Below are 24,974 nucleotides of genomic sequence, written 5' to 3' on the forward strand. Positions count from 1 at the left end.
GGCGTTTTTGTTTCTGCGTTTTACTGAGCGCGGATAAAGCTGCCATCTGGCTGGCGCGTAAACAGCACCGGACCGTTGCTGCCATCCACCGTTAAACCGGTCACCATGCCTTGCGCGTTCTGACGAATCTTCACCTGCTGACCATTCTGTAACGCACTCAGCGGCTGCCCATCACCTTCGACTCGCGCCATGGCAAACACATCGTTCACCGGTAAATTATTGTCGCGGAACAGCTGCGCCAGCGTCTGGCCTGATGCCACATTATAGGTGCGCCACTCGCCCTGCGAATCGGTTTTCGCCGGCGTGTTCTGCTGTTGATTATTATCGTAAATTTCCGCCTGCATCGGCACTTCTTTAGCGCCAGTGTCCGCCGGACGCTCAACCGGATATTGCGGCGTGCTGCTCGGCCAGAGAAACGCCAGCAGCAGCACCAGCAGGGCAATGACGATGCCGCGACGATGAAAAGCGGGTAGCGGATCCATCCAGCGCACATCATCCAGCAAATGCCAGACGCGCTGTAGTGCGGCGGGAACGCGGGAAGGGTGATCGGAAGCCATTCGTGAATCCTCCTCGCTGGCGGCCTTGCGCGGAATGCGTGGCAGCCAACGTTGCAACCAAGGTAATAAAGTACGCGGTGCGCGCGTCCTGCGACGTCGTGGGGCGATCTGGCCCATGTATTCTCTCTTGTTCCGACGGTGGCGGGTGAAAACCTCGCCACAGCTATAGTATGAGCAATGCTGACAGGAAGTGCCTGGCAGCATTGAAAAATTTGACCGCTGTATTGTTTCCGTTTCGCCGGGAAATGTCATCTGCGGCGCGTGAGATTTTACGCCAGCCGCCCGCGCTGGTATGCTGCCGGTTCTATTTTTCTCCGGGATTAAGGAATCAAGATGACGACCCCTTCATTCGACAGCGTCGAATCACAAGCAAGTTACGGTATCGGTTTACAGGTAGGCCAGCAGCTGCAAGAGTCTGGACTGCAGGGTCTGCAGCCAGAAGCACTGCTCGCCGGCCTGCGCGACGCGCTGGAAGGGAACTCACCGGCCGTCCCGGTTGACGTGGTACATCGCGCACTGCGTGAAGTGCACGAGCGCGCTGAAGGCGTGCGTCGTGAGCGTGTAGAAGCGATGGCGGCTGAAGGTCAGACTTTCCTTGAGCAGAACGCACAACGCGAAGGCGTAAGCAGCACCGAAACCGGTCTGCAGTTCAGCGTCATCACGCAGGGCGAAGGTCCAATTCCTTCACGTCAGGATCGTGTGCGCGTGCATTACACCGGCAAACTGATCGATGGCACGGTATTCGACAGCTCAGTCGCGCGTGGCGAACCCGCAGAATTCCCGGTTAGCGGCGTAATCGCCGGTTGGATCGAAGCGCTGACGCTGATGCCGGTCGGTTCGAAGTGGGAACTGGCGATTCCACACAACCTCGCTTACGGCGAACGCGGTGCTGGCGCCTCCATCCCGCCATTCAGCACCCTGATCTTCGAAGTTGAACTGCTGGAAATTCTGTAAGTCGCCAAGTTGATTCTCAAAACCGGCACACGATCGTGCCGGTTTTTTTATATCTGTAGAACAAGCTGGTTTTAAATTAATCAGCGTATATAATGTGCGAATCGAACGATTCACACGAAAGGTGCGGTATGCATTCACTTTCCGCCAACGAAGCCAAAACCCAATTTGGCGATATGCTGCTGAAAGCGCAGCGTGAGCCGGTCCAGATTAGCCGTAATGGAAAGCCGGTAGCAGTGGTCATCTCCGCTGAGGAGTATCAGGCGATAGAGGCCATGAAGCAGCAATTTTTGCAGGAAAAAATTGCCCGAGCCAGAAATGATATTGCCAACGGACAACTGACCGATGGTGAAACCTTTTTCGACCAACTGCTGGATTAAATGGCTAATTATCAGCTTACGGATGAAGCGCGACAGGATCTTGTCGATATTCGCCGGTTCACTATGCAGAACTGGGGTGATGCGCAATCAAAAATCTATTTAAGGCGTTTGCAGGAGACGTTACGCACGCTGGCAGAAATGCCGGCATTGGGAAAAAGCAGAGCGCTGGATGTTGCAGAAGGTGTGCTCAGCTTTCCCTATGTTAGCCACATGGTTTATTACCAGCCAGGCCAGAAAGGCATTATTATTTTGGCGGTATTACATCAGAGCAGGGTGCCAGCTACGCATCTGGCAACCCGCTTATAACAACTATTTCTTCTGCAAATCCATCTGCCACAACGCAAAACCTATCTCATCGCTGCCCACCGCTTTCATCGGGTAATCGGCGTGCCGCTCGATAAACTTCGTTGCTTTCGCGCCGGGCGCGGTCTCAAAACGGATATCCAGCAGCGTGTTGCTGTTAATCGGCGCTAAACGCCAGTTGTGATCGGCCTGCGGTTTCACTTCGCCATGCGCTTTGGTTTCGCTGCTGATATAAGCGGCAACCACCGAGCGGTTCTCATCCGGCGACGCGAAGGCAACATACTTATCGCCGGTGCCGGCAAACTTGCCGCCATAAGCGCGATAGTTATTGGTGGCGACCAGGAAACTGGCCTGAGGATCAATAGGTTTGCCTTGCCAGCTAAGATCCTTAATGCGCGAAGCCCCCTTGTTGATCAGCGAGCACTCTGTGTCATAGCGCGCCGGCTGCGTGACATCGATTTGATACTGCACGCCATCGATCACATCGAAGTTATAGGTACGGAAATCCCAGTTAATCAGCGCTTGCGGTTTGCTACTGTGCGGATCGATTTGATTAAACTGCGCGGCTGAACACTCCAGCCACTCTTTCACCTGTGCACCGCTGACTTTCATCACCACCAGCGTATTGGGGTAGAGATAGAGATCGGCGGCGTTACGGAAAGTGAGGTTACCTTTCTCCACTTCGACATAGCTGGCGGGATCGTTTTTGCGGCCGCCAGCTTTAAACGGCGCGGCGGCGGAGAGCACCGGCAAGCGGCCAAGATCAGGATCGCCCTGAATAAAGTGCTCGACGTAAGCGCGCTGCGCGTTGTTAACGATCTGCACCGTGGGATCGTCCTGCACCAGCGACAAGTAGCTGTACATCACGTCGGCGGATTTACCGATCGGTTTGGCAACAAAATCGCGCGTGGCGCGGTGATCCTGCTCCAGCACTTTCACCAGATCGGCATCTTCGGCAGCCAGCGATTTTTTCGCCGCGCTGTCATAAATTGGACGTGCCTCGGCTTTGCCCTGCGCAACCTGCCATTTGCCGCCCTCGTTATTCAGCACCAGATCGACCACACCCAGATGATCGCCCCACATACCGGGCATCACCGCCGGAATACCGTTAAGTGTGCCCTGGGCGATATCAGCGCCTTTAATTGCCGCAAACTCTTTGCTCGGGAAGACCGCGTGAGCGTGACCGAACATGATGGCGTTGATGCCAGCAACCTGGCTGAGGTAATAGACCGAATTTTCGGCCATGGCATGATAGGGTTCACTGCTCAAACCGGAGTGCGGAATAGCGATGATTATTTCAGCACCTTTTGCGCGCATTTCCGGCACATAGCGCTTCGCTGTTTCAGTGATGTCATCAACCCGCACTTTTCCCTGCAGATTGTTGCGATCCCAAACCATAATCTGCGGGGGAACGAAGCCGATGTAACCAATTTTCAGCGTATGCGGCTTACCGTCACGGTCTGTAACGGTGGTTTCCTTGATTAAGTAGGGCGTAAACAGCGGTTTTCCGCTCTTTTCATCGATAATGTTGGCGTTGACGTAAGGGAAACGCGCGCCGGCCAGCGCTTTTTGCAGATAAGGTAAACCGTAATTGAACTCATGATTACCGAGGTTTCCGACGGCGTAATCCAGCGTATTCATCGCTTTATATACCGGATGAACTTCGCCCGGTTTTAGCCCTTTCGCCGCCATATAATCGCCCAGCGGACTGCCCTGAATGATATCGCCGTTATCGACCAGCACGCTGTTCTTCGCTTGCGCGCGGGCCTGCTGAATTAAGGTGGCGGTGCGTACCAGGCCAAATTTCTCCGTCGGCGTATCTTTGTAATAATCGAAATCCATCATATTGCTGTGCAGATCGGTGGTTTCCAGAATGCGCAGATCCACCGTAGCAGCCTGTACCGTGGCGGCAGTTATACAGAGTGCCAATAACGACATGCTCGCTTTGAACATCGCTTGCTCCTTGTTCGGTCCAATGGGCCTCTCAAAATAATGTAAAACCATGACGAATTATCATTTCAATTTGTGATGAAGCTCGGACTTTCATCCAATATCTCCCGCCGGGCCGCGCTAAAAGCGCATTCAGCATCCCGCCATAGCCGCCGATGATGAACTATGGTATTGATATTCAAATAGATTGCCGTAGCAGACAGCACAGTCGCAGGCTGTTGAATGACAACTGCTAAAATAAGGACAGATTGGCAGTTGGTGTCTGACAGGCAGAATCAGCGGAAAAGAGGTAAAGAATGTTAGATAAAATTTGTCAGCTGGCGCGTGATGCGGGCGATGCCATTATGCAGGTATATAACGGCGCAGAGCCGGTTGACGTGACCCGTAAGTCGGATGATTCTCCCGTTACCGCGGCCGATCTCGCGGCGCATCGCGTGATTGTGCAAGGTCTGACGGCGCTTTCGCCGGGGGTGCCGGTGCTATCTGAAGAGGATCCCCCGAGCTGGGACGTGCGTCAGCACTGGCAGAAATACTGGCTGGTCGATCCGCTCGATGGCACCAAAGAGTTCATCAAGCGCAACGGCGAGTTTACGGTCAACATTGCGCTGATCGAAAATGGCAAACCGGTATTGGGCGTGGTGTATGCGCCCGTGCTGGGCGTGATGTACTCGGCGGCTGAGGGTAAAGCCTGGAAAGAAGAGAACGGCCAGCAGACGCAAATTCATGCGCGTGAAGCGCGTCCACCGTTAGTGGTGGTTAGCCGTTCGCATTTTGAGAGCGATACCGAGTTGCAGGAGTATTTGCACCAGCTCGGCGAGCATCAAACCACCGCGATTGGTTCATCGCTGAAGTTCTGTCTGGTAGCTGACGGCAGCGCGCAACTCTATCCGCGCTTCGGGCCCACTAACATCTGGGATACCGGCGCAGGCCATGCGGTGGCGATTGCCGCCGGTGCGCATGTCCACGATTGGCAGGGCAAAACCCTCGATTACACCCCACGCGAATCGTTCCTCAATCCCGGTTTCCGCGTTTCGCTGTTTTAAAGATTTTATCGGGTCGCCATTGACGGCGACCACCACTTACTTCTGCAACAACTCATGAATTAACTTCATCGCCTGCTGCACTTCGTCCTGCGTCAGCGGACCATCTTTGACGTAGCGCACATGTGCGGTGTTATCCAGCACCACAATCGCGGATCCGCCTTTCTCCAACTGCCAGGCCTGACGCGCGCTGCCGTTGCTATCGACGATAAACTGCGACCATGGAAACTGCTGCTTGTTGCTCTCAAGGCTGCTGCGCACGAACATGCCGGTGCCCGGAATCGCATCGTCGGTATTGACGATAGTGGTGGTTTGATAACGATCGTGCGGCAGATGCGCAGCTTTGATGGCTTCAATTAACGCCGCATTCTGCTCTTTAGCAGAAGAGCGCCCGGCAATATGCAGGATAACGCGAACTTTTCCGCTTAGCTGCGCGCTATTCCAGGATTTGTAGCTAAACTTATCTTCATCTTGTTGATAAAACAGCTCTCCTTTGTCGTTAACGCCAACGGCTGGCACGCGTTCACCCAGTTTGAAGGCATGTGCCGCAGCCAGGCCCGGCAGCAAGAGTGCCAGTGCTATCACAGTGTGTCTCAAACGCATTTATTACTCTCCTTGGTGATCCGACCAGTTGTTCATGTTCCTGCAATATTAGGCGTGGATGATGCGTCTGTCGCAATGAGTTAACAGGTTTGCAACCTATGCCACAATTCCATAATGAGTGAAGGTTTATACTGGGTTTAGTGAGGCTGATAACAGAGTATTCTGTAATGATGTGTCAATTCAGTAAATAATTCACCTTTTCGGAACACGGCTAAGAAAGGATGCTCTATAGTTATGCCTCATTTGCGCTTCACGGGTTCGTACCAAATTTGGTGACGACGGAGCGTATTAAACATTTTAGGAGTTAAACAGCATGAAGATCTTCCAGCGCTATAATCCGCTGCAAATTGCGAAATATGTCAAAACGCTATTTAGAGGAAGGTTGTACATCAAGGACGTGGGCGCGTTCGAGTTTGATAAGGGCAAAGTGATGTTGCCGCGTGTCAAAGATAAACAGCATCTCAGCGTGATGTCAGAAATCAATCGCCAGGTGCTGCGGCTGCAAGCCGAGTACAACTAAGTAAGCATAAGAAAGGGCGCCGATGGCGCCCTCAGTTTTTAGTGCGGTTGTTGGCTTGTCGCCATCAATTGCGATCCTGGGACGACTCAGATTCATCCACCGTATTTTTGTTCACATTCAGCACCGGCGGGCGTTCATCAATACGCGTAACCAGCAGCTGGTCGATACGGTAGCTATCAATATCCACCACTTCAAACTTGTAGCCGGAAAACTTCACAAAGTCGGTACGCTTCGGAATCTTGCGCAGCATGTACATCATGAAGCCGCCGATGGTTTCATAATTGCCAGACTGCGGGAAATCATCGATATCCAGCACGCGCATCACGTCATCAATTGGCGTGCCGCCTTCGACCAGCCATGAGTTCTCATCGCGCGCGACAATCTGCTCTTCCTGACCTTGACCCACCAAATCGCCCATCAACGTGGTCATCACATCATTCAGCGTAATGATGCCCACCACCAGTGCGTATTCGTTCATGATCACCGCGAAGTCTTCACCAGCGGTTTTGAAGCTTTCCAACGCTTCAGAAAGCGTCAGCGTATCCGGCACAATCAGCGCTGAACGAATCTGTACGCCGCTGTTCAGCGTCAGGCTTTGATTGCCGAGTACACGCAGCAGCAGCTCTTTGGAATCGACATAGCCGACGATGTGGTCGATATCGCCATCGCAGACGATGAATTTCGAGTGCGGATGCTGGGCGATTTTGGTTTTCAGCGTGGTTTCATCTTCGTGCAAATCGAACCACACCACGTTCTCGCGCGAGGTCATTGATGACGGCACGGTACGCGATTCCAGCTCAAACACGTTCTCAATCAGCTCATGTTCCTGCTTACGCAGCACACCCGCCAGCGCACCGGCTTCCACCACCGCATAGATATCGTCGGAGGTGATGTCGTCTTTACGCACCATCGGCAGTTTGAACAGACGGAAGAAGACGTTCGCCAGGCCGTTGAACAGCCACACCAGCGGACGCAGCACCACCAGGCAGAAGCGCATCGGGTTGATGATGCGCAGCGCTACGGCTTCCGGTGCAATCATGCCGACGCGTTTTGGCGTCAGGTCAGCAAACAGAATGAACAGGCTGGTCACGATGGTGAAGGAGCAGATAAAACTGAGCTGTTCAGCCAATTCGGGTGCCATGATGCGGCTGAATAAGCTATTAAAGGCGGGCGAAAACGCCGCATCGCCGACGATACCGCCGAGGATCGCCACGGCATTCAGGCCAATCTGCACTACGGTGAAGAACATGCCAGGTTGTTCCTGCATCTTCAGCACGCGCTGGGCATTGATATTGCCTTCGTCAGCCAGCAGCTTCAGTTTGATCTTACGGGCGGCGGCCAGCGAGATCTCCGAAAGGGAGAAAAATGAACTGATGACGATCAGTAAAAGAATGACAAGTAAGCTATCGAGCATAAAAGGTCCGTTGGGTTAATCACTTGTCATTTTTGGCCTGGGCAGCGCGGGAATGGGCGTACATCCGGTACTTGCCAGTCAAACAGGCTATCCGTGCCAAAAATGTCTGCGCCATTTCGACAAGATAAGGTTAACGTCGGGGCAGAAAGGGTGCAGGCGAGGCCTGCTGGTCGCTGATTATAGCAGCAGCGCTTATCATGCCGCTATAGGCGCGCATCAGGGGGTCGGATTAATCTGAGTGAACGTCATTCGCGAGATTAAGAATCGCCTTGGTTGTTGTATCGTTTAGCACATTTACCCACAATAGGTCACAATTTGGCTTAGTCGCTGAATTTGCGCCAGTGGGGGGAAAAGAGCGGCTATGCTGATGGGTACACGCGCGCTGGTGATACCCTTCCAGAGAATAAACGCCCCTGCGGAATAGGGGCCGGCATTATTAACAGGAGTACGTGTGCCACGATTTCATATTTATTGTTTGGCCAGCCTGTTGCTTGCTGCACCTGCCGTTGAGGCAGCCAAAGTGCGCTTGCAGCTGGACGGTCTTAGCGGGGATTTGCAAAAGAACGTCAGGGCACGCTTGTCCACCATCGGCAGTGACGAGGTGTCGAACGACGGCCGTTTCCGCGCGCGCGTTGCGGAAGCGATCAAAGAAGGCCTGCGGGCGCTGGGTTATTACGAACCGGAGATCGATTTTGAATCGCGCCCGGCACCGCCGCAAGGTGGTCGTCCGGTATTGATCGCACACGTTAAGCCCGGCGAACCGGTCAAGATCGGCGGCAGCACCATTGTGATCGAAGGTGAAGCCCGCACCGACAAGGATTATCAAGCCTGGGTCAAACAGGGCACGCCGAAAGTCGGCACCCAGCTGAATCACGGCGCCTATGACAAATTTAAAAACGGCTTCTCCAGCCTGGCATTGCGTAATGGTTACTTCGACGGTGACTTTAAGCAAAGCCAGCTTGGCGTTTCGGTTGAACGGCGCGAAGCCTTCTGGGACATCAATTACGATAGCGGCCCGCGCTACCGTTTCGGTGATGTCGGTTTCCAGGGCTCGCAAATCGACGAAGCCTATCTGCAAAATCTGGTGCCGTTCAAAAAGGGCGATTACTACAGCTCGCGCGATCTGGCCGAACTTAACCGCCGCTTGTCGGCGACCGGCTGGTTCAACTCGGTGGTGGTCGCGCCTGAGTTTGATAAAGGCCGTCAAAGCAAAGTGCTGCCGCTGAATGCGGTGGTATCGCCACGCGTGGAGAACACCATTGAAACCGGCGTCGGTTACTCCACCGATGTCGGGCCGCGCATTAAAGGCACGTGGAAAAAACCGTGGATTAACAGCAGCGGCCACAGCCTGGCCGCCAGCGCCTACGTTTCTGCGCCGGAGCAGCAGCTCGATCTCAGCTACAAAGTCCCGCTGCTGAAAAGTCCGCTGGAGCAGTATTACACCTTCTCCGGCGGTGTGAAGCGTACCGATCTCAATGACACCAAAGCCGATACCACCACGCTGGCGATGTCGCGAAACTGGGACAGCAGCAGCGGCTGGCAGAAGGCAATCAACCTGCGCTGGAGCCTCGATCACTTTACCCAGGCCAGCGTGACCAACACCACTATGCTGCTCTATCCGGGCGTTAGCCTGAACCGCACCCGTTCGCGCGGCGGTCTGATGCCGACGTGGGGCGATTCGCAGCGCTACTCGGTGGACGTGTCGGATACCACATGGGGTTCGGACGTTGATTTCGTCATCATGCAGGCGCAAAACGTCTGGATTCGCACGCTCGCCGATAAGCATCGCTTTGTGGCGCGCGGCAATGTGGGGTGGATCGAAACCAACGACTTCGACAAAGTGCCGCCGGATCTGCGCTTCTTCGCCGGTGGCGATCGCAGTATTCGCGGCTACAAATACAAAGACGTATCGCCACGTGATGATAACGGCAAGCTGACCGGCGCCTCGAAAATGGCCACCGGCTCACTTGAATATCAATACAACGTGACCGGCAAATGGTGGGGCGCGGTGTTTGTCGATTCCGGTGAAGCGGTCAACGACATCAAGCAGAGCAACCTGAAAACCGGCGCAGGCTTCGGCGTGCGCTGGTCTTCTCCGGTCGGGCCGATCAAGTTTGATATCGCGCGGCCGATTGGCGACGACAAGGAGCATGGATTGCAATTTTATGTAGGATTGGGGCCTGAACTATGAAGCTGTGGAAAAAGGTCCTGATTGGCACCGGTATTTTTCTGGTACTGCTGTTGGGCAGCATCGCGTTTCTGGTGGGCACCACGCCGGGTTTGCATCTGCTGCTGAAAGGCGCCGATCGCTGGGTGCCAGGTTTGTCGATCAAACAGGTGGAAGGTGGCTGGCGCGATCTAACGCTAAGCGGCGTGAAGTATGAAATGCCGGGCGTCAGTGTGGATGCCGGACGTTTCCACCTGGCGCTGAATCTCAACTGCCTGCTGCATTCGTCGGTGTGTGTCAATGACATCGCGCTGCAGGATGTCAGCGTGGTGGTCGATAGCAAAAAAATGGCACCGGCCAGCGCACCGCCGCCGGAAGAGGAGGGCGGCAGCACCAATCTCAACGCGCCTTATCCCATCACGCTCAGCAAAGTCGGCCTGCATAACATCAACGTAAAAGTGGATGACACCGCAATTTCCCTGCTCGACTTCACCAGCGGCCTGCAGTGGCAGGATCGCGCACTGACGCTGACGCCAACCCATATCCAAAGCCTGCTGATCGCGCTGCCGAAAGCGGCCAAAGTGGTGGATGAGCAGGTGGTGCAGCCAAAAGTGCAGCAGCCGCAGCCGGATGAACAGCCGCTGGGCGAAACGCTGCAGGCGATGTTCGCTAAGCCGCTATTACCAGAGATGCCGGACTTCCAGCTGCCGCTGGATATCACCGTGCAGGAACTGTTGGGCGAACAGCTGCGCATCACCGGCGATACCGACATCTCAATCACGCGTCTGCTGTTAAAAGCCAAAACCGCCGATCGTCATCTCCAGCTGGAAACCTTTGATGTCGATTCGCCGCAAGGGCAGGTGAACGCCAGCGGTGAAGCAATGTTGGCCGATAACTGGCCGGTGAATTTTGCGCTGAACGGCACGCTCAATCTCGACCCAATTAAGGGCGAGAAGATCAAAATGAACCTTGCAGGCGCGATGCGTGACGAGCTGAAGCTCGGGCTGAATCTTTCCGGTCCGGTGCGTGCGCAGCTGGATGCGACCACGCAGCCTGCGGTCGCTGGTTTGCCGCTGGCGCTAAAACTCACCAGCCCGCAGCTGCGCTGGCCGCTCACCGGCGCGGTGCAGTATCAGGCGGATAATCTCGATTATCAGTTCAAAGGCAAAGCCACCGATTACGTGATGTCGCTGCGCACTGCGGTGAAAGGCGAAGGCGTGCCGCCTGCCACCATTGCGCTGGACGGCAAAGGCAACGAGCAGCAGTTCAATCTTGATAAGCTGCGCGTGACGGCGCTGCAGGGCAATATCGATCTGACGGCGCTGGTGGACTGGAGCAAAGCCATCAGCTGGCGCAGCGAATTGACGCTTTCAGGCATCAACACCGCCAAACAGTATCCGGATTGGCCAGCGAAGCTGGAGGGCAAAATTGCCACGCGCGGCAGCTTGTACGGCGGAACCTGGCAGCTCAGCGTGCCGCAGCTGGAGCTGAAAGGAAACGTTAAGCAGAACGCGGTGAGCGCCAAAGGTACGTTGACCGGCAACAGCTACAACCAGTGGAAAGTGCCCGTCCTTAACATTGCGCTGGGTCGCAACCATCTGGACGTGAAGGGCGAGCTGGGCGACACGCTCAATCTCGATGCCAGCATTGATGCGCCAAAGCTGGATAACGCGCTGCCGGGCCTGGGCGGCGTCGCCAAAGGCACCATCAAAGCACGCGGCACCTTACAAGCGCCGCAGCTGCTGGCCGATCTCACGGCTACTGGTTTGCGCTGGCAGCAGCTGCAGATCCGTCGTGTGGCGTTGCAGGGCGATGTGAAATCCAGCGATCAGATCGCCGGTAAGCTGCAACTGCGCGTGGAACAATTGCAGCAGGATGCGCTGAAAGTGAACCTGTTAACGCTGAACGCTGACGGCAACGAAAAGCAGCATCAGCTGAAGCTCGAGGTACAGGGCGAACCGGTTGCCGGTCAGCTGGCGCTGAACGGCAGCTTTGATCGCAAAACCCAGCGCTGGCAGGGCAATCTCAACAACACGCGTTTCGACACGCCGGTAGGCGAATGGCGACTGACGCGGGCGATGGCGATTGATTACCTCAACAGCAAGCAGACCGCCACCATTGGGCCGCACTGCTGGCAGAACCCGAACGCGCAGCTGTGCGTACCGGAACCGATTGAAGCCGGTGCCAGCGGACATGCGCATGTGGTGCTCAATCGCTTCGATTTGGCGATGATCAAACCGTTCCTCACCGATGCCACCAAACTGAACGGCGTGTTCAGTGGTGATGCGCGCGTTAACTGGACCGCCGACGGCGCGCTGCCAACCGGCACCTTAGCGCTGAAAGGCAGCGGCGTGAAAGTGGAGCAAGACGTGCAGGGCAACAGTTTGCCTATCGCCTTCGACACGCTGAACCTGAATGCGGCGCTGCGTAACGGTCGCGCACAGCTTGATTGGTTGATCCATATCGTCAACAACGGCCAACTGAGCGGCAATGTGCAGATCGCCGATCCTGAGAATCGGCGTCAGCTGTCGGGCAACATCGGCATCAGCAATATTTCGCTGGCGATGCTGAATCCGGCGCTGATGCAGGGCGAGAAGATTAAAGGCAACCTGAACAGCAACCTGCGCCTTGGCGGCACGTTGCAGCAGCCGCAGGTGTTTGGTCAGTTGGGGCTGAGCGATGTGGATGTCGACGGCAGCTTTATGCCGGTCGATCTCACCGCCGCCAACCTTAACATGGTGTTCAACGGCATGAGCTCAACGCTCAACGGCATGATTCAGACGGCGCAGGGCAATCTTAACCTGAGCGGCAACGCCGACTGGAGCCAGCTGGATAACTGGCGCGCGCGCGTGGCGGCGCAAGGTAGCCGTATCCGCGTTACCGTGCCGCCAATGGTGCGCATGGATGTCTCGCCGGATCTGGTGTTTGCAGCCACGCCGGCCGCGTTCAGCCTTGACGGCAAAGTGGATATTCCGTGGGCGCGCATTACCGTGCAGGAAGTGCCGGAAAGCGCCACCGGCGTCTCCTCTGATGAAGTGATGCTGGATCAAAATCTCAAGCCGATTCAGCCGAAAACGGCGGCGATTCCGATCAACAGCAATCTGGTGATCCACGTCGGTAATGATGTTCGGCTCTCGGCATTTGGCCTAAAAGCTAAGCTGAATGGCGATCTCAAACTGGTGCAGGATAAAAACGGCCTCGGCTTGAATGGCCAGATCAACATCCCATCCGGCCGCTTCCACGCTTATGGTCAGGATCTGCTGGTACGTAAAGGTGAGTTGCAATTCGCCGGACCGCCGGACCAGCCTTACGTCAATCTCGAAGCGATCCGTAATCCTGAGGCCACTGAAGACGATGTCACCGCCGGATTACGGGTAACCGGGCTGGCGGATGAGCCGAAAGTGGAAGTGTTCTCCGATCCGGCGATGTCACAGCAGGAAGCGCTTTCTTACCTGTTACGTGGTCAGGGACTCAACAGCGATGGCGACAGCAACGCATTAACTTCCGCGCTGGTGGGATTGGGGGTTGCGCAAAGTGGTCAGGTTGTGGGTAAAATCGGCGAGACCTTCGGTGTCAGTAATCTCGCGGTTGATACCGCTGGCGTAGGCGATAGCCAGCAGGTGCAGGTGAGTGGTTACGTGTTGCCGGGTCTACAAGTAAAATACGGTGTTGGCATATTTGATTCACTGGCGACCTTAACCTTGCGTTATCGCCTGATGCCCAAACTCTATTTAGAAGCCGTGTCGGGTCTCGATCAGGCACTGGATCTGCTCTATCAGTTTGAGTTTTAGCAATGCGAATAATTGTCTATGGCAGTTTACGGCGCAAACAGGGAAACAGTCATTGGATGACGAATGCGCAGTGGCTCGGCGACCATCAGATTGTGGGGTTTGATCTCTACAATCTGGGTCACTATCCGGGCGTGGTGGAAGGAGAAGGCAGCGTTTATTGCGAGGTGTATCGCATTGACGCCAGCACGCTCGGCGAACTTGATGCCTTGCGCACCAAAAATGGCGAATACAAACGCCAGCTTATTCAGACGCCTTACGGCAGTGCCTGGCTGTATGTCTATCAGCGTTCAGTCGCGGGTCGCACGCATATCGCGAGCGGTGACTGGTTAAGGCGAGATGGCGAAACAGAGGCATAAATAAAAACACCGTCCATTGGACGGTGTTTTTTTATGCGTGGCAGAAAAGAATCTTAATTCTTCTGCGCGCGCTCGTAAGAGGCGATGATTTCAGCTTTGGCCGCTTCTGCGTTGTCCCAGCCATCAACCTTCACCCATTTGCCTTTTTCCAGATCTTTGTAGTGCTCGAAGAAGTGGGTGATCTGCGCTTTCAGCAGTTCTGGCAGGTCGTTCACATCTTTGATGTGATCGTACTCTTTGCTCAGCTTGGTGTGCGGCACCGCAACCAGTTTGGCATCTTCGCCAGACTCGTCGGTCATTTTCAGCACGCCGACGGGACGGCAGCGGATCACTGAGCCCGGTACCAGCGGATAAGGGGTTGGCACCAGCACGTCAACCGGGTCACCATCCAGAGACAGGGTGTGGTTGATGTAGCCGTAGTTGCACGGATAGAACATGGCGGTAGACATGAAACGGTCTACAAACAGGGCGCCAGACTCTTTGTCGACTTCATATTTGATCGGATCGGCGTTAGCCGGGATCTCAATGACAACGTAGATATCTTCTGGCAACTCTTTACCTGCAGGCACCTGGTTCAAACTCATCTGGCTTTCCTTCATTAGTCATATGTTGAGTGACGGCTATTATAGCCAACTGACTCTGAAAGTATGCCCCCTTTTTGGCGTTTCGGAATGCTCCAACCCGCTACTTCGCCGTGACAAACAGCGAGACGATCCCCGCCGCAATCAGTGGTCCAACCGGCACACCACGGAAGAAGGCCACGCCAATCACCGTACCAATCAACAGTCCACCAATCACCGACGGCTGCACGCTCATAAAGTTCACACCGCGTCCGCCGAGCCAGGCGACAAAAATGCCCACCACAATGGCCACAATCGATTGCCAGTTAGCGAACGATTTCAACAGTGAAGAAGCCGGCAGCGTACCGCTTGCCAGCGGCGCCATCACCGCAACGGTGAGGATGATGATGCCAATCTGAATGCCCTGTTTTTCCACATAGGGAAAGAATTGCGACAGCGGAGTGAGCTTGATCGCCAGCAGGATCAGAATCGAGATGGTAACGGCGCTGTTATGAACGAAATAGCTGAGGACGGCGAGGCAAACAAGAATGATGGTGGAGGCATAAGCAGCCATGGTTTCTCCCTGCAGATTAATGGGTGCGCTGGCCGATGCCAGCGCTAAGCGTATTAAACGCTTACATTAATCAACAATCGTCGGGGTTGGCGCAACTGCCTTTGTTAATTGATTGCAACATCAGCGCCTGATTACGCACCAGACTGACGCCCTGCGCACCAACTGACAGCGCGGCCATCGTGCCCTGGCTGCTAACAAAATAGCTGCGGCTGGCATCCAGCCAGCTGTCGCGATAGGTCAGCCACGCGCGCTGGGCGCTGCGCAATTTGTCTTTAGGCGCGCCGGTTAATTTTTTCATCGCTTGGGTGTACTGCGCGTTCATCTCTTTATCCCAGGCTTTATTGGCGGTGCCGTAGCATTGAGACATACCGGCGGTGCTGGATTCCTTATTCAGACACTGATCGAGCTGCTGATCGATAGGGTTTTGTTGCGCCGCCGCAAAACCACTGACCAACAAACACGCCATCGGGAGCCATTTTTTCATCGTTTCATTCCTTAAATTTTGCGGGGGCAGAGTTCAGTAAAAGTGAAGTCTGGATGATCGTCAGCCAGTTGACCATCAACAATGGATAAAGTTTCCGCGATCAACTGCCGATAATCTTTCCGTTTTAGGGCCAGCGGATTTCTGCCTTTTCTTGCAAACGGGGATAATCATGTTCAAACAGCTATCAATTCGTACTGCATTACTCACGCTTTTGGCTTTTATGACGCTGCTGCTGCTGGCAGTCAGCGCGATGGGCATCTCTGCCATCAACGCAGGCAATCAATCACTGGATGCCATTAACCGCATTCAGGGAATTGAACTGAACAGTTTGTACCAAAGCAACGCCGATCTCATGCGCGCGCGTGGCAGCGCCGCATTGGCCGTGCGCAAAATCGAAATCGGATTACTGGAGGACGGCGCCAGCGTCACCAAACAAGCTGAGGAGGATGTCACCAGTTCCCAGCGTCATCTGAAAGCCTTTATTGATGCCGGAACGGTAACGGCTCAGGGTAAAATCCTCGCCGATGCTGTGGCTACTTCGTTCGCTGCCTATCATAAGGGCGCCATCGTGCCGATGATGGATGCGTTACAAAAGCAGTATACAGACGAATATTACCAGGTTTTGGAAGGCAACCTCTCAACGCTGGCAAGCAACTACGCGAAAGCCGTGCATGATTTTGCCGTTTATGCTGATGAAGTCTCAGCTACACGTCTGGCGCAAGCTGCACACAATGAGTGGCAGATGAAAATCATGATTGGCGTGGCGATGGCGTTGACGCTACTGCTGATCGTCATTGCCTGGCAACTGCTGCGTCGTCTGCTGCTGCGTCCACTCGATGGCGCGATTCTGCATCTGGAGCAAATTGCGGCCGGCGATTTATCCCAGCCGCTGCCCGCAGCCGGAAAGAGTGAATTAGGCCGTCTCAATCAGGCGCTGGCGAATATGCAGCTGGCGCTCAGCAGTTCGGTCAGTCAGGTGCGCGAAGCCAGCTTGCAGATTGACGTGGGAAGCCGCGAGTTAGCGGCGGGCACCGTGCATCTCTCGCAGCGTACCGAAGAGTCCGCCGCTTCGCTGGAGCAAACCGCGGCCAGCATGGAACAGCTCACCGCCACCGTGCGTCTCAATGCCAGCAACGCCAAAGAGGCCAATCAGCTCGCCAGCAATGTCTCCGACAGTGCCGATCGCGGTGCCGAAGTGGTCGGCTACGTGATGGAGAAGATGCAGGAGATCACCCATAGCGCCAATCGCATTGGCGACATCCTCAGCGTGATTGATGGCATTGCCTTCCAGACCAACATCCTGGCACTGAACGCTGCGGTTGAAGCCGCGCGTGCCGGTGAACAAGGGCGCGGTTTTGCTGTGGTCGCTAATGAAGTGCGCACGTTGGCTGGTCGCAGCGCCACCGCCGCCAAAGAGATCCGCGAGCTCATCGCAGAATCGCAGACGCGGGTGCAAGAGGGCAGCGATATGGCCACGCGCGCTGGCGAAACCATGGATGAGATCTCCAGTGAAGTGATGCGCGTGACTACGCTGATGAAAGAGATCTCCATTGCTTCGGAAGAACAAAGTCGCGGTATCGAGCAGGTAAATCAGGCGGTGACGCAGATGGATGAAGCCGCGCAGCAGAACGCCGCGTTAGTCGAAGAAGCCAGCGCTGCCACCCAATCGCTGGAAGCGCAGTCGCAGCAGTTGCAGGATTCGATGGCGCAATTCCGCGTTATTTCAAATTAAAATACAATGACGGCTTTAATGCCGTCATTGCTATCTCGCACAAGCATCAATAAAGCATTGGCATTATTGATTTAATTAGTAGGCTATATCATAAGGCTGTCTAGTGATTTTGCGGCTATCTCAAAATACCATTTTAAATATTCAATTGATTTATATGGTTTTTTTGTTGTTTGCGATGGTTGCATTCATAAGTTGTCTTCATGTTATTAATGTTTTATTGTAAGCGTTCCGTTAAGAAATAGCACAGCAGAGGTTTAAATGGAGTTTTTCTCATATTTAGAAGAAAATAAAGGTTATGATGCGGATTTGAAGTTGTGTATTTTTAATATTGTTAAACAGCTTGAAGATATTAAAACATCGAGAAGTAATCCTGGTGTATTACTAGGTAAAATTCAATCTGGTAAAACTAGGGGGTTTTTAGGAGTAATTGCAAGAGCATTTGACGTTGGTTACGACATTGCTCTAGTGCTAACTAAAGGGACTAAAACACTGGCTAAGCAAACAGTAAGTAGAATAAACCATGATTTTAGTAATTTTATCGAAGATGATTATATTTCAATATACGATATCATGGAGTTGCCGGAGAAATTACATAAGCCAGAGTTAAAAAGAAAAATAATTATCGTTGCTAAAAAAGAATCTAATAATTTAGATAGAGTAATCGATTTTTTTGAAAATTTAGAATATCCTGATCTTAAAAACAAAAAGGTTTTGTTGATTGATGATGAGGCCGACTTAGCAAGCATTAGGTTTGTAAAAAAGAATAAGAAATCAGATAATAATGAAACTGTTCAAGGGAAAATTGCTGAGAAAATGGATTTTTTACGTGACCTTGTCGATAGCATGAGGTTTCTTCAAGTAACAGCAACTCCATACTCACTATATCTTCAGCCAGAAAGCTATTCAAATCCATTTAAGTTCCTCCCGAAAAAACCGGCTTTCACCGAGTTACTTCCTATCCATGACAGATATGTAGGAGGGGATGATTATTTTGGTGATTTTACAAATAATGATCCACGTAAGGGGTTGTATATTGAGGTTCCAGCTGATGAGATAGAGTACCTTCGACATAAAGAAGATGTAAATTTACTAGATCAAGATGTAATTGAGAATAAGGGGTTAGACTCTTTAAAAAAAGCTGTTTCAAGTTTTTTAATTGCTGTTGTAATAAGGCGGTGGCAGCAAAAGCAAGAAAGTGTTAAACAAAAAAAATATGCGATGATAATTCATAATGACACACAAAGAAAATCGCATAATAAGCAATGGGAAATTGTTGATTCGATCCGTCAATCTTTAGAGGTGATGGTAAAGGCGAATAACAGATTACTGAGATCGTTGTTCGATAACTATTTCACAGATATACAAAAAACTGTTCATGACAATAATGACCCATGCCCTTCTCAAGATGATGCCTTTATACTGTTTTCTCGTTTAATTAGTGATGGGGAAATAAATGTTCAAAAAGTCAACTCTGACGTTGAACTTGCATCTATTCTGGATCCTACAACAGCAGAACTTAAGCTTAGAACCGAAGCAAATATATTTATTGGGGGGAGCTTATTAGATAGGGGCATAACCATTCCTAACCTTTTGGCATTTTATTATGGAAGAAACCCAAAAAATATGCAGGCAGATACTGTGCTTCAACACTCTCGAATGTATGGTGCACGTGACCGAAGCGACTTATCTGTAACAAGGTTTTATACTTCATTGGCTGTTTTTAATAGGTTAAAACACATTCATCAGTTTGATTCTGCGCTCCGTAGGGCATTTTTAAATAAAGATTCAGACAGTGGTGTAATATTTATTCAAAGTGATGCATCAAAAGGTGTTGTTCCATGCTCTCCTACTAAGGTAAGTGTTAGTCGTGTAATGACATTGAATTCTGGTGGCTACTATCTCCCATCTGGATTTGACCTTTCTACAATTAGCAATCTCGAAAGTACATTGAGAAAAATCAGTGAACTAATAATGCCATTACATTCAAATAATTTAAGCCTTGATGTTATGGTAGATAAATGTCATGTAATCGAGATAATTAAATTAATCAAAAAAACTTTGCAGTTAAGCCAAAATGAAGATTTTTATTGGGATGCAATGATAGGTCTAATTGATTATTACTGTAAAGCTCAAGGGAACGATGAAACTCATGTTATCGTCGAACTTAATCGAAAAATCACTAAAGAAAAATCCGGAGATAAGTCTGGTAAATCCATTGTTGGAGGTAGAACTATTAGGGAATTATTAGCTCAGAAAAGAGATCTACCAGCAATCGTCTTTCTAAAACAAGATGGGACAAAAGCTAACGGGTGGAATTCAGATACATATTTTTGGTGGCCAGTGTTAATTGCACCTACTAATTCTGATCCATGTGTTTATTCATTACCGTAATAAAAAAAGGGATGCTAGAGCATCCCTAGTTTTAAACACACATTTCAAAATTTAATCTATGCTTTAAAGCTCTTCGAATCTTTGATTTTTCATTTTTAGGTAATTCAATGAAAAATTTATCACTTTTCAATTTTTTTATAATATCGTTACTTACATTATCAATCAAAATATGGTCTACCTGCTTGAGACTGTAAATTATATTATTTATTTTTTTGTGTTGGAAATTATGCTCTTTTGCAAGCCACTCTCTAAAAAGATCGAATTTTTCACGCTGTAATTTACTTTCATGTGTGAGAATACAATTTGCAATATGTTTAGCTAGTAAAATAGGTACGGCATTTGCAATCATTGTATTTTGCGCAGTATTTGTTCCAGAAAAAATAAAATTGTCAGGAAACGTTTGGATTAACGCTCGTTCTTTTATATTTAATGCTCTTGCTTCTGATATTGGCCCTGCATCATCAGAATGTGCAGTATATCCTGGAGGTACATTCCTAACAGTTGCTCTAACGGTTGGTGCCGGCTCGTCTAAAGAGAAAATACCTTTTCTTCCCCAATTTCTTGGATGGCGATAATAAAATTCGATGCCAATTTTTTTACCAGCATACTCTCTTAATGTTAATCTTTTTTGAGATTTTTTTTCATTAAGAAGAGAGACCAGAAAATTAGGAGTTTCACCAATTCTGCCAATTGCAAAAAATCTTTTTCGGTTTTGTGGAACACCAAAGTGAGCTGCGTTCAAAACTATCTCAGTAATTCCATATCCTGATTTTTCGAGGATTTTTTTACTATTATCCCATGTTTTACTTTTTTGGGCACCGGGAACATTTTCGAAAACAAACCAATTCGGTTTTATAATTGATATTATTCTAGCAAAATTTAAAGTAAGCAATGCGCGAGAACCTTCAACTCTGGCTCCAGCAATTGAAAACTCCTGGCAAGGAGGGCCACCTATAATTATTGATGGAGAATAAGAATTCAATTCTTGAATAGCTTTATCTACATAATTTAGATCGATATCTAATACAGGGTGACTAAAATTATCTTCATAAACCTTTCTGGCTGGAGCCCAATTTTCAACAGCGGCCATAATATTAAATCCGGCAGTCGCGAAGCCTAAGCTCATTCCACCGCAACCAGAAAATAAATCAATTGTATCCATATAAACCCCAAATCAACAATGTCAAATTGTATCATTCAAAAATAAACGTAGTCAACAAGGCCAAGATAAATGGTTTATTAGGATTTTAAATATCATGAAATTTCCCATGGCATGTCGGTTCTTTTATTAACAGCTTTAAGTTTATTGTTATCACGTAAAGACTGTGCTGCCCATCTTAAATCGTACTGCCAAGTATAAAGCATATCACCAGACTCTCTTAAATGCCCTTCATAGTTATCCCATACATACTTAGCTACATCTCTTGGCCAACCGATCCCATTCATTGAATTAAGTGCTTCAATAATCCATTCTTTCATAATTTCTCTGGTGACCATTACCATATAATCTATCCTTATAATTAACTCTTTAAAATAGCGCTTTATCCCATATTAAAAAATTTTTTAAATAGTTTTTGCTATAATGAAAATTCATAGTGATTAATGTAGCTTCTTTAATTTTCTCTAATTTAAAAATATTTAACTGACCGGTTTTATGCTTCTGTTTTTTAGAGTGATGATTTAAATTTAATATATTGTTAATCTTAAATATTTTTCAATTTATTCTTATTTTAAGTGCCAGTCCTTTTTTTTTAGTTTTTAACTAAAAACATCATTTTAATTGATTTTTTAGCTATAAATAAATGGAGGTTTCTATAAAAATAACTACGTTGTTGGTTTTATATCATTGCTATTTTATAGAAAAACCCGCATTGCGGGTTTCTCTAAGCTAAAACAACTTAGGCTGAATGGTCGTCCGGATATTCACGGATGAAGCGTTCAACGTCGCCTACCATTGCGTCGTTGCCACAGAAGAACGGGCAGCGCTGATGCAGCGTTTCTGGCTGGATGTCGAGGATGCGATTGGCACCATCGCTGGCTTTACCGCCCGCTTGCTCCGCCAGGAAGGCCATTGGGTTGCATTCGTACAGCAGACGCAGCTTGCCTTTCGGGTGGCTGGCGGTGCTTGGATAGAGATAGATGCCGCCTTTCAGCAGGTTACGGTGGAAATCGGCCACCAGTGAACCAATGTAGCGCGAGGTATACGGGCGCTTGGTGGCGATATCTTCTTCCTGACAGAACTTCAGGTATTTCTTCACACCCTGCGGGAAGCGAATGTAGTTACCTTCGTTGATCGAGTAGGTGTAACCCTTCTCCGGGAAGGTCATGCGCTCGTGGCTCAGGCAGAATACGCCGAGCGACGGATCGTAAGTAAACGCATGCACGCCCACGCCGGTGGTGTAAACCATCATGGTCGAAGAACCGTAAACCACGTAACCCGCGGCAACCTGCTTGTTGCCCGGCTGCATGAAGTCGGCTTCGGTGATTGGCGTGCCCGGCTCGCTGATGCGATGGTAGATAGAGAAAATGGTGCCGACGGAAACGTTAACGTCGATGTTTGAAGAACCGTCCAGCGGATCCATTAATACAACGTATTTGCCATTCTCAGAGCCTTCAAAGATGACGAACTCGTCTTCTTCTTCCGACGCGATACCGGCCACCACGCCGCGTGCTTTCAGGGCGGCTTTCAGCTTTTCGTTGGCAAACAGATCAAGCTTCATCTGCTGCTCACCCTGCACGTTTTCCACGCCGCTGGCACCCAGAATATCCACCAGACCCGCTTTGTTGATGTCGCGGTGGATAATTTTAGCGCCAAGCTTAATGGAAGAAATCAGCGCCGTCAGTTCACCTGTGGCGTGTGGAAAGTCGTGTTGCTTCTCGACGATGAATTCGCCTAACGTTTTCATAACACATTCCCTGCATCTACGATGGAGTGGCAGCAGCTGTAACAAGCTACCAACGTATGAGCGCAGTTTAGCCGATTGAACTTTAAAAACCATAGTCCTAATCCGTTTCTTCCCTCTCAACTCGGCGTTACACTGTGCGCCGAACTTTTGAGTAATGGATCTCTTTATGCGTATTCACATCCTCGGGATTTGTGGCACTTTCATGGGCGGACTGGCGATGCTGGCGCGCTCGCTGGGACACGAAGTGACCGGCTCAGACGCCAATGTCTATCCGCCGATGAGCACGTTGCTGGAACAGCAAGGCATTGAATTGACTGAAGGTTACGATGCCAGCCAGCTCGATCCGCAACCGGATCTGGTGATCATTGGTAACGCGATGACGCGCGGCAATCCTTGTGTCGAAGCGGTACTGGAACGCAACATTCCTTACCTCTCCGGCCCGCAATGGCTGCACGATTTTGTCCTGCGCGATCGTTGGGTGCTGGCGGTGGCGGGAACCCACGGCAAAACCACCACAGCCGGCATGGCAGCGTGGATTCTCGAGGCCTGCGGCCTGGAACCGGGCTTTATCATCGGTGGTGTGCCAGGAAACTTCGAGGTTTCGGCAAAATTAGGAAAAAGTCCATTCTTCGTCATCGAAGCGGATGAGTACGACAGCGCGTTCTTCGACAAGCGTTCCAAGTTTGTGCATTACTGCCCGCGCACGCTGATCCTCAACAACCTCGAATTCGATCACGCGGATATCTTTGACGATCTGCGCGCCATCCAGAAGCAGTTCCATCATTTGATCCGTATCGTGCCGGGCCAGGGTAAGATCCTGCTGCCGGAGCACGACAACAACATCAAGCAAGTGATGGCGATGGGCTGCTGGAGCGAGCAGGAAACGGTGGGCGATAACGGTCACTGGCAGGCGAAAAAGTTGACGCCGGACTCTTCACATTGGGAGATCTGGCTCGACGGCGAGAAAGTCGGCGAAGTGAACTGGGCGCTGGTGGGCGAGCACAACATGCACAATGGCCTGATGGCGATTGCAGCGGCGCGTCATGTTGGGGTGAAACCGGGAGATGCCGGTGAAGCGCTGAGCAGCTTCATTAATGCGCGTCGTCGTCTCGAACTGCGCGGTGAAGTGAACGCCATCAAGGTGTACGACGATTTCGCTCACCATCCTACCGCGATTCTCGCCACGCTGGCGGCGCTGCGCAGCAAAGTGGGCGGCACCGCACGCATTCTGGCGGTGCTGGAGCCGCGCTCAAATACCATGAAGATGGGGGTGAGCAAGAACGAGTTAGCGCCATCGCTGGGCCGCGCAGACGAAGTGTTCCTGTTCCAGCCGCACCATATTCCGTGGCAGGTTTCCGATGTCGCTGAGGCGTGCATTCAACCAGCGCAGTGGAGCGCGGATATCGATACGTTGGTGGAAATGGTGGCGAAGAAAGCCCAGCCAGGCGATTCGATCCTGGTGATGAGTAACGGCGGATTTGGTGGTATTCACCAGAAACTGCTGGAGCGGTTAGGGCGGTGATGGCGCGGGTTTTCCCCTCACCCTGGCCCTCTCCCGCAAGCGGGCGAGGGAATGTTTAGGTGGAGCTCGGTCAGCCCCTTCTCCCGCTTGCGGGAGAAGGTTGGGATGAGGGGAAAATCGCAGAAAACTTACGCTTCTGCCAACTCGCGTAGATACTGGAAAATCAGGCGGGCAGATTTTGGCGGCTTATTCGCGGCTTTCTCTTTCTGCGCGTTACGGATCATGCTGCGCAGTTGCTGACGATCGGCGTGCGGATAGAGGTTAAACACTTCAGCGACCGCGTCATCACCTTGCTCGATCAAACGATCGCGCAAAATCTCCAGCTTATGGAACAGCGCAACCTGCTGGTTGTGGCGGTTCTTCAGCTTATCCAGTGCCTGGCGAATCGGATCTTCATCGCGTGAACGCAACATCTTACCGATCAGCTGCAGCTGACGGCGACGGCCTTCTTTCTTGATGCGCTGCGCCAGTTCAATCGCGTCGCGCAGTTGTTCGTCGAGTGGGATCTTGTCGAGGGAATTTTTCCCCAGCTCAACCAGCTCGGCACCCAGGCGTTTTAGCTCTTCGGCATCGCGTTTAATTTCGCTTTTGCTGACCCAGATAATCTCTTCATCTTCTTCGTCATTATTATCCGGCACATCGTCGAGCCAGTCTTCGGGCTGCTTGGTCATCTCTTGGCTCCCAAAAAAAAGAGGCTAATCCTACCAGTTTATCGGGCGACTGCGAAATTGTTCTCTGAGTCTGATAGACTCAAACAATTCATACTTAAGATT

The 24,974-nt window shown here is 51.2% G+C and carries 22 protein-coding genes; 11 read left to right on the plus strand and 11 right to left on the minus strand.

What is annotated here, in order from left to right:
- Positions 1–20 precede the first annotated feature (20 nt).
- Positions 21–674, minus strand: a complete 654-nt coding sequence (locus tag IB226_RS14855; RefSeq protein WP_192236135.1) for a LysM-like peptidoglycan-binding domain-containing protein — start codon at positions 672–674, stop codon at positions 21–23.
- Positions 675–890: 216 nt separating this feature from the next.
- On the opposite strand from IB226_RS14855, the gene fklB reads away from it, so the two are divergent.
- From fklB to IB226_RS14870, 3 genes are all read left to right on the plus strand, one after another.
- Positions 891–1,511: an FKBP-type peptidyl-prolyl cis-trans isomerase gene (fklB, locus tag IB226_RS14860; RefSeq protein ID WP_008103590.1), complete on the plus strand. Its 621-nt coding sequence runs from the start codon at positions 891–893 to the stop codon at positions 1,509–1,511.
- A 128-nt stretch (positions 1,512–1,639) separates the two neighbouring features.
- Positions 1,640–1,888: a type II toxin-antitoxin system Phd/YefM family antitoxin gene (locus tag IB226_RS14865; RefSeq protein ID WP_101762875.1), complete on the plus strand. Its 249-nt coding sequence runs from the start codon at positions 1,640–1,642 to the stop codon at positions 1,886–1,888.
- A complete protein-coding gene (locus IB226_RS14870) occupies positions 1,889–2,194 on the plus strand; it encodes a type II toxin-antitoxin system RelE/ParE family toxin (RefSeq protein WP_101762876.1) in 306 nt (101 codons plus the stop codon).
- Between the two features lie 3 nt (positions 2,195–2,197).
- On the opposite strand, the gene IB226_RS14875 is transcribed toward IB226_RS14870, so the two are convergent.
- The gene (locus tag IB226_RS14875) at positions 2,198–4,144 is read right to left on the minus strand and encodes a bifunctional 2',3'-cyclic-nucleotide 2'-phosphodiesterase/3'-nucleotidase (protein ID WP_192236137.1); all 1,947 of its coding nucleotides are present in this window, start codon (positions 4,142–4,144) and stop codon (positions 2,198–2,200) included.
- A 293-nt stretch (positions 4,145–4,437) separates the two neighbouring features.
- Between IB226_RS14875 and cysQ the strand changes: the two genes are divergently transcribed.
- The gene (gene cysQ / locus IB226_RS14880) at positions 4,438–5,184 is read left to right on the plus strand and encodes a 3'(2'),5'-bisphosphate nucleotidase CysQ (RefSeq protein ID WP_192236139.1); all 747 of its coding nucleotides are present in this window, start codon (positions 4,438–4,440) and stop codon (positions 5,182–5,184) included.
- Positions 5,185–5,220: 36 nt separating this feature from the next.
- Here the strand turns inward: cysQ and IB226_RS14885 are convergent, their stop codons facing one another.
- Complete coding sequence (locus IB226_RS14885; protein WP_192236141.1) at positions 5,221–5,784, minus strand: YtfJ family protein; 564 nt, start codon at positions 5,782–5,784, stop codon at positions 5,221–5,223.
- A 313-nt stretch (positions 5,785–6,097) separates the two neighbouring features.
- Here IB226_RS14885 and IB226_RS14890 point away from each other — a divergent pair, with 313 nt between their 5' ends.
- On the plus strand, positions 6,098–6,304 hold the full coding sequence (locus IB226_RS14890) for a DUF1107 domain-containing protein (RefSeq protein WP_007892150.1): 207 nt from the start codon (positions 6,098–6,100) through the stop codon (positions 6,302–6,304).
- A gap of 64 nt (positions 6,305–6,368) precedes the next feature.
- Here the strand turns inward: IB226_RS14890 and IB226_RS14895 are convergent, their stop codons facing one another.
- On the minus strand, positions 6,369–7,718 hold the full coding sequence (locus IB226_RS14895) for a hemolysin family protein (protein WP_101762880.1): 1,350 nt from the start codon (positions 7,716–7,718) through the stop codon (positions 6,369–6,371).
- A gap of 451 nt (positions 7,719–8,169) precedes the next feature.
- On the opposite strand from IB226_RS14895, the gene IB226_RS14900 reads away from it, so the two are divergent.
- From IB226_RS14900 to IB226_RS14910, 3 genes are read left to right on the plus strand one after another with little or no spacing between them, the layout of a single operon-like run.
- A complete protein-coding gene (locus IB226_RS14900) occupies positions 8,170–9,909 on the plus strand; it encodes an autotransporter assembly complex family protein (RefSeq protein ID WP_192236143.1) in 1,740 nt (579 codons plus the stop codon).
- On the plus strand, positions 9,906–13,676 hold the full coding sequence (locus IB226_RS14905) for a translocation/assembly module TamB domain-containing protein (protein ID WP_192236145.1): 3,771 nt from the start codon (positions 9,906–9,908) through the stop codon (positions 13,674–13,676). The genes IB226_RS14900 and IB226_RS14905 overlap by 4 nt, the downstream gene beginning before the upstream one ends.
- A gap of 2 nt (positions 13,677–13,678) precedes the next feature.
- The gene (locus IB226_RS14910; RefSeq protein WP_101762883.1) at positions 13,679–14,032 is read left to right on the plus strand and encodes a gamma-glutamylcyclotransferase; all 354 of its coding nucleotides are present in this window, start codon (positions 13,679–13,681) and stop codon (positions 14,030–14,032) included.
- A gap of 53 nt (positions 14,033–14,085) precedes the next feature.
- Here the strand turns inward: IB226_RS14910 and ppa are convergent, their stop codons facing one another.
- The 3 genes from ppa to IB226_RS14925 all read right to left on the minus strand — a co-directional run bounded on the left by ppa (position 14,086) and on the right by IB226_RS14925 (position 15,650).
- Complete coding sequence (ppa, locus tag IB226_RS14915) at positions 14,086–14,616, minus strand: inorganic diphosphatase (RefSeq protein WP_192236147.1); 531 nt, start codon at positions 14,614–14,616, stop codon at positions 14,086–14,088.
- Positions 14,617–14,716: 100 nt separating this feature from the next.
- Positions 14,717–15,166 carry a DUF441 domain-containing protein gene (locus tag IB226_RS14920; RefSeq protein WP_007892168.1) on the minus strand — a complete coding sequence of 150 codons (450 nt, stop codon included), beginning with the start codon at positions 15,164–15,166 and terminating at the stop codon, positions 14,717–14,719.
- 70 nt (positions 15,167–15,236) lie between these two features.
- Positions 15,237–15,650 (minus strand): lysozyme inhibitor LprI family protein, encoded by a 414-nt coding sequence (locus IB226_RS14925; RefSeq protein WP_101762885.1) that lies wholly within the window; start codon positions 15,648–15,650, stop codon positions 15,237–15,239.
- A gap of 169 nt (positions 15,651–15,819) precedes the next feature.
- Between IB226_RS14925 and IB226_RS14930 the strand changes: the two genes are divergently transcribed.
- Positions 15,820–17,382, plus strand: a complete 1,563-nt coding sequence (locus IB226_RS14930; RefSeq protein WP_192236149.1) for a methyl-accepting chemotaxis protein — start codon at positions 15,820–15,822, stop codon at positions 17,380–17,382.
- A 258-nt stretch (positions 17,383–17,640) separates the two neighbouring features.
- Positions 17,641–19,773 carry a Z1 domain-containing protein gene (locus IB226_RS14935; RefSeq protein ID WP_192236151.1) on the plus strand — a complete coding sequence of 711 codons (2,133 nt, stop codon included), beginning with the start codon at positions 17,641–17,643 and terminating at the stop codon, positions 19,771–19,773.
- A gap of 31 nt (positions 19,774–19,804) precedes the next feature.
- Here the strand turns inward: IB226_RS14935 and IB226_RS14940 are convergent, their stop codons facing one another.
- From IB226_RS14940 to fbp, 3 genes are all read right to left on the minus strand, one after another.
- Positions 19,805–20,935: a DNA cytosine methyltransferase gene (locus tag IB226_RS14940; RefSeq protein ID WP_192236153.1), complete on the minus strand. Its 1,131-nt coding sequence runs from the start codon at positions 20,933–20,935 to the stop codon at positions 19,805–19,807.
- A 92-nt stretch (positions 20,936–21,027) separates the two neighbouring features.
- The gene (locus tag IB226_RS14945; protein WP_225608322.1) at positions 21,028–21,276 is read right to left on the minus strand and encodes a hypothetical protein; all 249 of its coding nucleotides are present in this window, start codon (positions 21,274–21,276) and stop codon (positions 21,028–21,030) included.
- Between the two features lie 395 nt (positions 21,277–21,671).
- The gene (fbp, locus tag IB226_RS14950; RefSeq protein ID WP_008103565.1) at positions 21,672–22,679 is read right to left on the minus strand and encodes a class 1 fructose-bisphosphatase; all 1,008 of its coding nucleotides are present in this window, start codon (positions 22,677–22,679) and stop codon (positions 21,672–21,674) included.
- 166 nt (positions 22,680–22,845) lie between these two features.
- Between fbp and mpl the strand changes: the two genes are divergently transcribed.
- Positions 22,846–24,201 carry a UDP-N-acetylmuramate:L-alanyl-gamma-D-glutamyl-meso-diaminopimelate ligase gene (gene mpl / locus IB226_RS14955; RefSeq protein ID WP_101762887.1) on the plus strand — a complete coding sequence of 452 codons (1,356 nt, stop codon included), beginning with the start codon at positions 22,846–22,848 and terminating at the stop codon, positions 24,199–24,201.
- A gap of 128 nt (positions 24,202–24,329) precedes the next feature.
- On the opposite strand, the gene yjgA is transcribed toward mpl, so the two are convergent.
- Positions 24,330–24,872, minus strand: coding sequence for a ribosome biogenesis factor YjgA (gene yjgA, locus IB226_RS14960; RefSeq protein WP_101762888.1), 543 nt, complete (start codon positions 24,870–24,872; stop codon positions 24,330–24,332).
- Between the last annotated feature and the right edge of the window lie 102 nt (positions 24,873–24,974).

Source organism: Pantoea sp. PNT03 (assembly GCF_014852515.1).
Lineage (GTDB): Bacteria > Pseudomonadota > Gammaproteobacteria > Enterobacterales > Enterobacteriaceae > Pantoea > Pantoea leporis.